This is a genomic window from Ramlibacter sp. (genome assembly GCF_035548915.1).
In the GTDB taxonomy this organism is placed as follows: Bacteria; Pseudomonadota; Gammaproteobacteria; order Burkholderiales; family Burkholderiaceae_C; genus Ramlibacter.
Window position 1 is genome coordinate 24,929 of the sequence record NZ_DASZSE010000022.1, and the last position, 7,097, is coordinate 32,025.

Sequence of the window (7,097 nt, forward strand, 5' to 3'; positions counted from 1 at the left end):
CGCGACTCTACCGCGAATGGCTGTGGCTTCCCCCAGACCAAGGGCCGAGTGCCTCTAGTCCTGAAGAACGAGTGTGGGGCTCGCGCGAGGGCACGAAATCCGCGCCTTGCGCCCCATCAGTTGCGCGTCAGTCGCGCCATGGTAGGCTTGATCGGGCAAACTTCCTTTTGTTACATGGAGCGAGGAAGAAAGTTGTATCTGGTTGAGGCGAGATAAAGCTCAGCAGCTGCAAGTGCTCGGTTCAGCTTGGGTTTTTCGCACATTTGCCGACCATTTCCCGAATCCATCGCAGTAACAAGTTGTGTCAAACCCCGCCCTTGCGCTAAAGTCACGGCGCGCCCGCGAAGTGGCTCGCAAAAAGAGGCGCTGGAGCGACAAGATGAAAATGAAGAGGATTCGCGTAGCAGGTGTTCTCGTCGCTGGGAACATGCTGGCGGGGTGCGCCCAGTTCTGGCCGGCCCCGCCCACTCCGGTCGCGGCCGAGGACATCGCGGCGCAGACCCGGGCGGATGCCGAAGCGGTCCGCCGCGACGTGCAGCCCCTCGCGCAGACGCTGACGCTCGACGAGGCCATCGCGCGCGCGCTGAAGTACAACCTCGATCGCCGCTCGCGCCTGATGGAAGAGGCGCTCAATGCGCGCCAGTTCGAGGCGGGCAAATACGACATGCTGCCGCGCATCGTCGCGCAGGCGGGCTATTTCACCCGGGACAGCGATCGCCTCGCGATCGCCGCGGACGTGAATGGCGTTCCGACAGGCGCGAGTCCGACGGTGTCGCAGGAACGCACGCACTACACCACCGGCCTCGAATTCACCTGGAGCCTGCTCGACTTCGGCATCGCGAGATACACGACGCAGCAAACGGGCGACCGCGTGCTCGCGGCCGCGGAGCGCCGCCGCAAGGTGACGCATCAGCTCGTGCAGGACGTGAGCGTCGCGTTCTGGCGCGCGGTGAGCGCGCAGCGGCTGCAAGCCGACGTGAAGGCGAACCTCGTGCTGGCGGAGGAGGCCATGGGCGACGCGCGCAAGGCCGAGGCGGAGCGGATTCGCTCACCGCTCGATTCGCTCAGGTTTCAGCGCCAGCTCACCGAGAACATGCGCCTGCTCGAGGCGATCGAGCAGGAGCTCGCCACGGCCCGCTTCGAGCTCGCGGGGCTCATCAACGCGCCGGTGGTGATGAACACCACTCTCGTCGCGCAGCAGGAGATGCCGGTGGGGGACCTGATGTCGGTGCCCGTCGAACAGCTGGAGGAAGTCGCGCTCGCTCACAACGCCGACTTGCGCGAGCAGATGTACAACCGCCGCATCGCCGTCACCGAGGCCAAGAAGGTGATCGCGCGCGCTTACCCGAACATCTCGCTCGACCTCGGCGCGAAGTACGACTCCGACCGCTATCTCGTGCATCACGACTGGGCCGAAGCCGGCCTGCAGGTCTCCTACAACCTGCTCAATCTCCTCGCGCTCCCCGCGCAGAAGCAAGCCGCTGAAGCGGGCATCGCTCTGGCCGACCAGCGCCGCCTTGCGATGCACGTCGCGACCGTCACGCAGGTGCACGTGGCGCGTGAGCAGCTGATCGGCGCGCGCAAGCAGTTCCAGCTTGCCGACCAGCTGTGGGTGCTCGACGACCGGATCACGAAGCAGATGGCCAGCCGCGAGCAGGCCCAGGCCGGCTCGAAGCTCGAGCGCGTCGCGGCCCAGACCACGGCAATCGTGAGCCTGCTGCGCCGCTACCAGGCGCTCGCGCAGTGGCACGCTGCCCAAAGCCGGATGCAGGCCACGCTGGGACTCGACCCGCTGGACCGCAGCACGGACGATCTGACACTCGGTGAAGTGATGGAAGCGGTACGTCTTCAGATGAGCCGGGGTCTTTCGTTGCCGGCGAAGCAATGACCGCGTCCGGCACGATGTCGCGACTGGCCGTCGCCTTCATGGTGCCGGCGGCGATCTGCGTGCCCGCCGTGTCGCAAGTCGCGCATCCTGCGGCGCGCGTCGCCTCGCCGGCCGTGGCGATGGATGCCGCATCGGGAGGGGCCGTGCCCGAGATTCGCGCTCAGCTGTCGCCGCGCCGCTATACGACCATCGCAGCGGAAATCGGCGCGCGCATCAATCGCATCTCCGCGCCCGAGGGCTCGGCCTTCCATGCGGGGCAGAGCCTCGTTTCCTTCGACTGCTCGCTGCAGCAGGCGCAGCTCGCGCGCGTGAAGGTGGCGCTCGACATCGCGACGAAGCAGCTCGCCACGCAGACGCGCCTGTCCGAGCTCAACGCCGTGGGACACCAGGAAGTGGAGCAGGCCGAGGGTGAAGTCGCCAAGCAGCGCGCCGAGATAGGACAGATTCAGGTGATGCTCTCCAAGTGCCACATCGCGGCGCCGTTTTCCGGGCGGGTCGCCGAGCAGAAGGTGCGCGAACAGCAGTTCGTGCAGCCGGGCCAGGCGCTGCTCGAGATCATCGACGACAGCGTGCTCGAAGTGGAATTCATCATGCCGTCGCGGTGGCTCGCCTCCGTGCACCCCGGCAGCATGGTGCAGTTCGCCGTCGACGAGACGGGCAAGACCTATCCCGCGAAAGTGACGCGGCTCGCCGCGCGTGTCGACCCCGTGAGCCAGTCGGTGAAGGTGGTGGCCGCGATCGAAGGCCGCCCGCGTGAACTCATTGCCGGCATGAGCGGCCGGCTGATCGTGAACCGGTAGCCCCGCGGGGAGCGCCACGAGCGCGAAGCGTTCGAGACAGAGACAGAGACGAAGGAGTAGACGCCATGACCCGAACCCGCAGAGCCAAGCCCCTCGCGTCCGCCCTTCCACGCGCCTGGGCACTGGAGCCGCGCCTGATGTTCGACGCGGCGGCCGTGACGACGGCCGCGACTGCGGTGTCGAAACAGCTCGACCCGGCCCTCGCGGATGCGACGGCGGATCACTACACGACGCCCGATCCCGCGCACGTGTCGAGGGCGGATACGCCGGTGGCGCTGCCGGCTTCCGTGGGCGCCACGCCGCACGAGCTCGTCATCGTGGACGGGAACATCGATGGCCTGCAGTCTCTTCTGGCCAACTTGCGCAGCGATGTCGAGGTGGTGGTGCTCGGCGTCGGATCGGAAAGCTGGGATGCGGTGACTCGGGCGATCGAGAGCGGGCACGACTGGACCGCGGTGCACCTCATCTCCCATGGCGACACCGGCTCGATCCTCCTGGGGGGAACGCGGTACACGGCGGCCGATCTGCAGTCGCGCGCGGATGAATTCGGTCAATGGAAGTCGTATCTCGCCACGGGCGCGGACATCCTTATCTACGGGTGCGATGTCGGCGCCGGCGCCGAGGGCGCCGCGCTGGTGGCGACGCTGTCGCAACTGACGGGCGCCGACGTGGCCGCTTCGAGCAACGAGACGGGCGCGGCCAGACTGGGCGGGGACTGGACGCTCGAGACGCGCATAGGCGACGTCACGGCTGCCTCGCCTCTCGAGCGAGCGGATGCGTTCGACTCGCTTCTGGCCCTGACCGAATACAACGTCAACGGCCTTTCGATGAGCTTCCAGAGCCCGACGTCCGTGAGCGGCAGCGGCACCGGCATGACGGCGGGCGATGTGATGCGCTTCGGCAGCGTCGTGACGGTTTCGGGCCAGACGCTCGACGCGCTCGTGACCACGGTGTCGTTGCCTGCGGGCTCGATGACCGCCTACGACAATTCATCGGGCAACCCATCGTCGCTCACGGAGCCGTGGCAGCCCAACTTCAATTTCAGTGCGGCAGGCATCGCGACGTTCCAGGTTCGCTTCGTGAAGACCGGGACTTCCACCCAGGTGGCACTGACCAACGTGCTGGTCAACTCGTACGACATCGACGGCATCGGGTCGGGCTCCCAGCGCCAGTTGCAGCAGTTCCAGAATTTTTCCTATTTCGAAGTGGGCTCGGGTTCCGGCTCGACGCAGATCCAGTCGCAGACGACCGATGGCTCGGTTCAGTTCCAGTCGACGGTGGCGACGAACAACACGGTCCTCGCGGCAGACAACTATCGCGTGCGCGTCTTCTATGACCGCATCGAAACGTTCCAGCTCGCGACCGGAACCGTCGGCGCGGGGGGTACCGCGTATTTTTCGCTGGAGTTCGGCCCCGGGCCCAGTTGGACGAACACGCCCATCACGAAGACGATGCCGACGCTCGCGTACAGCACGACGAACTTCGCGGAATCGGTGGCGAACGACGGTTCGATCGCAACGACGGCCACGATCACGCTCGCGCCGGGGACGTTCCTGCCATCGACCACGTTCGCGGGGACGAATGGAGTGGCTTTGCCGGGCGTGACGGTGAGCAATGTTCCCGCCGGGTTGACGGCGAGTGTCGTGCGGGTGGACGCGACGCACGTCACGCTCAGTTTCACGGGCAACGCGACCGCGCATGCGAATGCGAACGACTTTTCCGACGTGCAGGTCGCCTTCGGCGACACCTCCTTCGCCGGCGGCACTCATGCGGGCGCGGTGGCGGGCAGCACACACGGGGGCATCGCCATCGATTTCGCCGACCCGGTGATCGTTCCGGAATCCGCCGGCTATGCGCAGTTTTCCGTCGGCGGCAATTCGGGCACGACGATGACCTTGAGTCTGTCGGCGGGCACGGCCACCGGTGGCGGCACCGATTACGGTTCGGGGGGCACGAACAATCTTCAGTATTTCGACAGTGCCAGCTCGACCTGGAAGGATTACACGACGCCTGTTGCGATGACGAGCGAAGTGCTTCTCGTGCGCACGCCGATCGTGAACGACACGCTGTACGAAGCGAGCGAAACATTCAAGCTCACCGCGACGCCTTCGGTGGGGTCGGCGGCCACCGGCACCGCAACGATTACCGACGACGACGCCGTGCCGACCGTGAGCTCCGTGGCAAGCGCCAGCGCAACAGAAGGCTCGGGCGTCGCGCACACGGTGACTTTGACCAACGGGTCCTATCAGAGCACGACATTCAGCCTGTCGCTCACCGATGGCACGGCCACGGGCGGCGGCACGGACTACACGAGCGCGCTGACCAACGCGGCATTCAGCAACGGCGTGACGATTTCCGGCGGCACGATCACGGTGCCGGCGGGCGTGACGAGCTTCACGGTCACCGTTCCAACGACGTCCGACACCATCGACGAACCGAACGAGACCTACACGCTGACCATCGGTACGAAATCCGGCACCGGCACGATCAACGACGACGATGCGGCGCCGACGGTTGGAAGCGTGAGCAGCAACAGCGCGACCGAGGCGAGCAGCGTGGTGCACACGGTGACGCTGACCAACGGGTCCTATCAGAGCACGACGTTCAGCCTGTCGCTCACCGACGGCACGGCCACGGGCGGCGGCACGGACTACACGAGCGCGCTGACCAACGCGGCATTCAGCAACGGCGTGACGATTTCCGGCGGCACGATCACGGTGCCGGCGGGCGTGACGAGCTTCACGGTCAGCGTTCCAACGACGTCCGACACCATCGACGAGCCGAACGAGACGTATACGCTGACGGTGGGATCGGCCGCGGGCACCGGCACGATCAACGACGACGATGCGGCGCCGACGATTGGAAGCGTGAGCAGCAACAGCGCCACCGAGGCGAGCGACATCGTCCATACGGTGACGCTGAGCAATGCCTCTTACCAGGACACGACGTTCAGCGCTTCCTTGACCGATGGCACGGCCACGGGTGGCGGCACCGACTACACCAGCACGCTCACCAATGCCAGCTTCAACAATGGCGTGACGATCTCCGGTGGCACGATCACGGTGCCCGCCGGCGTGACCAGCTTCACCGTCACCGTTCCTACGACATCAGACACCATTGACGAAGCGAACGAGACCTACACGCTGACCGTCGGCACGAAGACCGGCACCGGCACGATCAACGACGACGATCCGGCGCCGACGATTGGAAGCGTGAGCAGCAATAGCGCCACCGAGGCGAGCGACATCGTCCACACGGTGACGCTGAGCAATGCCTCTTACCAGGACACGACGTTCAGCGCTTCGTTGACCGACGGCACGGCCACGGGTGGCGGCGTCGACTACACCAGCACGCTCACCAATGCGAGCTTCAGCAATGGCGTGACGATTTCCGGTGGCACGATCACCGTCCCCGCGGGCGTGACGAGCTTCACGGTCACGGTCCCGACGACGTCCGACACCATCGACGAAGCAAACGAAACCTACACGCTGACCGTCGGTACGAAATCCGGCACTGGCACGATCAACGACGACGATAACGCGCCGACCATCGGCGGCGTGAGCAGCAACAGCGCCACCGAGGCGAGCGACATCGTCCATACGGTGACGCTGAGCAATGCCTCTTACCAGGACACGACGTTCAGCGCTTCCTTGACCGACGGCACGGCCACGGGGGGCGGCGTCGATTACACCAGCACGCTCACCAATGCCAGCTTCAGCAATGGCGTGACGATCTCCGGTGGCACGATCACGGTACCGGCCGGCGTGACGAGCTTCACGGTCACGGTCCCGACGACGTCAGACACCATCGACGAAGCGAACGAGACCTATACGCTGACCGTCGGCACGAAGACCGGCACCGGCACGATCAACGACGACGATCCGGCGCCGACGATTGGAAGCGTGAGCAGCAACAGCGCCACCGAGGCGAGCGACATCGTCCACACGGTGACGCTGAGCAACGCCTCGGCCACCGACACGACGTTCAGTGCTTCGTTGACCGACGGCACGGCCACGGGTGGCGGCGTCGATTACACCAGCACGCTCACCAATGCGAGCTTCAGCAACGGCGTGACGATCTCCGGCGGCACGATCACCGTCCCCGCGGGCGTGACGAGCTTCACCGTCACGGTCCCGACGACGTCCGACACCATCGACGAAGCAAACGAAACCTACACGCTGACCGTCGGTACGAAATCCGGCACTGGCACGATCAACGACGACGATAACGCGCCGACCATCAGCGGCGTGAGCAGCAACAGCGCCACCGAGGCGAGCGACATCGTCCATACGGTGACGCTGAGCAATGCCTCTTACCAGGACACGACGTTCAGCGCTTCCTTGACCGACGGCACGGCCACGGGTGGCGGCGTCGATTACACCAGCACGCTCACCAATGCGAGCTTCAGC

3 protein-coding genes are annotated in these 7,097 nt (G+C 65.7%); all 3 read left to right on the forward strand.

Annotated features, from left to right (window positions below; translation table 11 throughout):
* Positions 1-385 precede the first annotated feature (385 nt).
* Positions 386-1,888, forward strand: coding sequence for a TolC family protein (locus VHA82_RS06890; protein ID WP_325541813.1), 1,503 nt, complete (start codon positions 386-388; stop codon positions 1,886-1,888).
* Positions 1,885-2,688 (forward strand): efflux RND transporter periplasmic adaptor subunit, encoded by an 804-nt coding sequence (locus VHA82_RS06895; protein ID WP_325541815.1) that lies wholly within the window; start codon positions 1,885-1,887, stop codon positions 2,686-2,688. Before VHA82_RS06890 ends, VHA82_RS06895 begins: the two co-directional genes overlap by 4 nt.
* A gap of 65 nt (positions 2,689-2,753) precedes the next feature.
* Positions 2,754-7,097: DUF4347 domain-containing protein (locus VHA82_RS06900; protein ID WP_325541817.1), on the forward strand; the 4,344-nt coding region annotated here is incomplete at its 3' end.